At 76.1% G+C, this 3856-nt stretch carries 1 protein-coding gene; it reads right to left on the reverse strand.

Annotation, left to right across the window (positions count from 1 at the left end):
- Nucleotides 1–11: 11 nt before the first annotated feature.
- Nucleotides 12–3389, reverse strand: coding sequence for a S8 family serine peptidase (locus ACFU7Y_RS41480; RefSeq protein ID WP_380771587.1), 3378 nt, complete (start codon nucleotides 3387–3389; stop codon nucleotides 12–14).
- Nucleotides 3390–3856 lie beyond the last annotated feature (467 nt).

Genomic DNA, 3856 nt, shown 5'->3' on the forward strand with positions numbered 1-3856 from the left:
CCGGCGGACTGTCAGGGCGTCAGGCGGTAGGCACGCAGCACGGTCTGCTCGACGGTGGCGCCGTCGGCGGCCCGTGCGGTGGCCTTGAGCGAGACGAAGCCGCCGGCGCCCGGCGGCGGGTCGACGGTGACGCGGTAGCCGCCGTCACCCGGGGCGATCGGGGCGTCCCGCCAGGTGGCGCCGTCGTCGAAGGAGACCTGCACGCTCAGGCTCGCGGTGGCCGAGGTCGGGGCACCGCTCTGCCGTTCGACGGCGGCGAGCAGGGTGTGCTGCCGGCGCGGCGCCTGGTTGTCCGGGTCGACGGGGGCGGTGAAGCGGATGGTGTCGACCGGCAGCGCCGTGCTGCGGGCCTGGCCGCCGGGCCCGGGGGCGACGGCGGCCGAGCGGAAGGTCCAGACCGCCTCGACGGTGCCGGACAGCGTCGCCCAGGGTTCGGCCCGTACGGCCTTGGCGGTCAGCCGGTAGGCGGCGTCGGCGGCCGGCACGGCGAAGCGGGCCTGCTCCCGGTCGCTGCCGCCGATGCGCTGCCCGTCGCGTTCCAGTTCGAGGCGGACGGTGTCGTCCAGCCGCAGCGGCCACGGGGAGCCGACGTGGCCGGGGGAGGCGTCGCTGAACAGCTGCGGGGCCACCGTGAGGTAGCCGTCGCTGGTGCGGGCCATGGTGGTCGCGCCGTCGTGGCCCGGGGCCAGGCCCGGGCCGATGACGGCGGCGTTCCAGCGTTCCGCGCAGGTCGCGCCGGCGGCGCAGCGCACCGTGCCGCTCTGGCCGACGGCGGCGGGGTGGACCATCTCGCCGCCGGGGCCGACGGCCTGACTGAAGAACGTCTCGCGGACCTGGTCCTTGACGGTGAAGTACTCGGTGCGGGTGGCCGGCAGTGTGAAGGAGGGCTGGCCGATGGTGAGGGCGCCGAGACCGCCGGCGGACGCGAAGCTGCTGAACTCGCCCGCGGTGCCCGGGCCCTGGGCGAAATAGCGGGTGTTGAGCGTGGCGAGTTCGCCGGCCTCGACGGTCAGGGCCGGGTCGGGCAGCCCGCCGGTGGTGTGCACCAGCAGGTCGTAGCGGTCCGGCAGCCGTCCGTTCTGCGTGGCCGGGCCCACCTGGAGGCTCTGCGCGACGAAGTCGAGCCGGCCGGCGACGGGCCGGGCGGTGGGGACGACGTACAGGTTGCCGGGCCGGGCCAGGACCGTGGCCGAGCCCGCGCAGTCGCCTTCGGCGGCGCTCCCGGCGGTGCGGTAGCAGTAGCCCGCGGACAGCGACCAGCCGGTGGTGGCGCGGCCGGGGACGGTGACGGTCAGCTGCCGGCCCTCGCGGGCGTCGACGGCGAGCCGGGTGTCGCCGCGCAGCTCCAGCTCGGGCTGCAGGAACAGGGTCAAGGTGGCGCTCGCGGTGCCCGAGCCGGGGGTGGCCAGCTGCCCGCCGAGGTTGTAGCGGCCCTCGGGCACGCGCGCGGTGGCGGTGCCGCCGGTGAACTGCAGCTGGTAGGCGTCGCGGGTGTCCAGGTTGACCAGGCTGATCATCGACCAGGCGTTCCAGGTGCTCGGCCCGAGCGGCGCCCCGTTGCGGTCGACGGCCGTCACGGTGACGTCGTGCCGCACGGCCTCGCGGGTGAGCGCGTAGGCGGTGGTGACGACGGCCCCGCCGGGTCCGCTCGCGCGCACCCGCCCGGTCAGCGACGCCCCCGAGGGGACACGGGCCGGATCGACGGTCACGGTGGCCGACGCCGTGGCGCCCGGCGCGACCGTCAGGCGGGCGGGGGAGACGGTGAACGCGCTGGCCGCCACGGTGGTCTCGGCGGCCAGGTCGAGGGTGACCGGCCCGCGGCCGTCGTTGTGGTACTCGACCGTACGGGTGAGCGGCTCGCCGCCGGGCAGGCCCTCCAGATGGATCCCGGTGCCCTCGGCGGTGGCGTACACCTCCTGGGCGGTGGCCCGGGCGAGGTCGACGCGCCCGGCGCCCTGCTCGTACGCGCCCTGGCCGGCGGCCGGAGCCGCGGAGGAAGTGAGCGCGGCCTTGAGCTGCGGGCCCTTCCACTGCGGGTGCTGCTGGGCGAGCAGGGCCGCGGCCCCGGCCACGTGCGGGGCCGCCATGGAGGTGCCGGAGATGGCCGTGTACCGGTCGCCGACCGGCTCCTGACCGTCCGTCCCGGCCGCCCGGGCAGCGACGATGCCGACGCCCGGCGCGGTGAGGTCCGGCTTGACGGCCTGGTCGCCGACGCGCGGTCCCCGGCTGGAAGACCGGGCGAGCGTGCCGTCCCGGTCGACGGAGCCCACCGTCAGCGCGGCGTCGGCCGACCCGGGGGTGCCGACGGTGCCGGCGCTGCCGCTGTTGCCGGCCGCGGCGACGAACAGGGTGCCGTAGCGGGCGGAGAGCGTGTTGACGGCCTGGGCCATCGGGTCGTTGCCGTCGGTCGGGGCGCCGGTGAGGCTCATGTTGACGATCGGCGCCCGGGCCGCGGCCCACTCCATGCCCTGGAGCACCCAGGACTCCTGGCCGTTGCCCTCGTCGTTCAGCACCCTGCCGACCAGCAGCTCGGCGTCGGGGGCGACACCCTTGAACCGGCCGTCGGAGGCGGCCCCGGTGCCGGCGACGATCGAGGCGACATGGGTGCCGTGCCCGTCCGGGTCGGCGGTCACCGGCGCGCCGGCGGCCCCGGTGAAGTCGGAGGTCTCGCCGAGGGAGCCGGCCACGTCGGGATGGCCCCGGTCGATACCGCTGTCGAGCACCGCGACCTTGACGCCCTTGCCGGTCCAGCCGGAGCTCCAGGCCTGCGGGGCACCGATCTGGGCGGTCGAGCGGTCGAGCGCCGCGGAGACCTTGCCGTCCAGCCAGACCTTGTCCACGCCGCCCGCGGCGAGTCCGGCGCCCGGCCGCGCGACCAGCTGCCACAGCTCGCCCGCCCGCGCCTTCGGGGCGCGCAGGGCCGCGCCGTGCACACTCTCCAGCACTCGTACGGCGGTGGCGCCGGCGGGCGGCGCGGCCGCGGCCAGGCCCGGGGCGCCTGCGCGCTCCGAGCCCAGGATCAGCGGCAGTTCGGCGGTGTGCGCGTCGTCGTAGCCCTGGGCGATCAGCCCGGCGACGTCGAACAGCCGAGGGTCCAGCCGCCCGGAGTCCAGCGGCCCGACCGCGTCCGAGGGGACGAGGTTGAGCGAGCCGGGGGTACCGGAGCGCTGGAGGAAGGTCACGTCCTCGCGCCCCGGCCCGGGCCGCACGCCGGCCAGCGCCACCGCGCCGTCGGCACCGACCCGGGCGGTGACCGTGTCGCCGGTGACCAGGGTGACCTGGACCGGCCGGCCCGGCGCCGGCCCGTCCGCCCCGGCGTCGGGCGCCGGGCCGGGAGCGGCCCAGCCGGCCGGGGCGGCCAGCGCCCCGACCAGCGCCGCGCCCAGCACAGCGGCCGGCCACCGCCGGACCGTCCGTGGCCCTGGCCCATGCCTGTCGTACCTGCGGGTTCCTCGCACAGGTGTCCTCTCGCTCGGGCGGCACCACGGATCCCTGGGCCGCTCACCGGTTCTGTCGAGGAATTGACGGAACGGAGGACAGCGGAGGATGTCATCCGATGATCAGAAACCCAGCGGACCTTCCCGTCCTCCACGACCGGCAGACCCTCCCGCCCCGTGCGACCTGCGAATTCTTTTCGCCACCGGTGACATCCCGGCACCGGGTGCGCTCCGTCAAGTGGGCAGAGACGAACGGAGGCACGCCCTGTGCGTAACGCAGACCTGGAGGAGTTCCGCGGTTTTGCCGAGGAGCGGTTGCCGCACCTGCGGCGGACGGCGTATCTGATGTGCGGTGACTGGCATCACGCGGAGGACATCACGCAGACCGCACTGACCAAGCTGTACTCCGTGTGGGGGAG

It is taken from the genome of Kitasatospora sp. NPDC057542 (assembly GCF_042801945.1).
Classification (GTDB): domain Bacteria; phylum Actinomycetota; class Actinomycetes; order Streptomycetales; family Streptomycetaceae; genus Kitasatospora.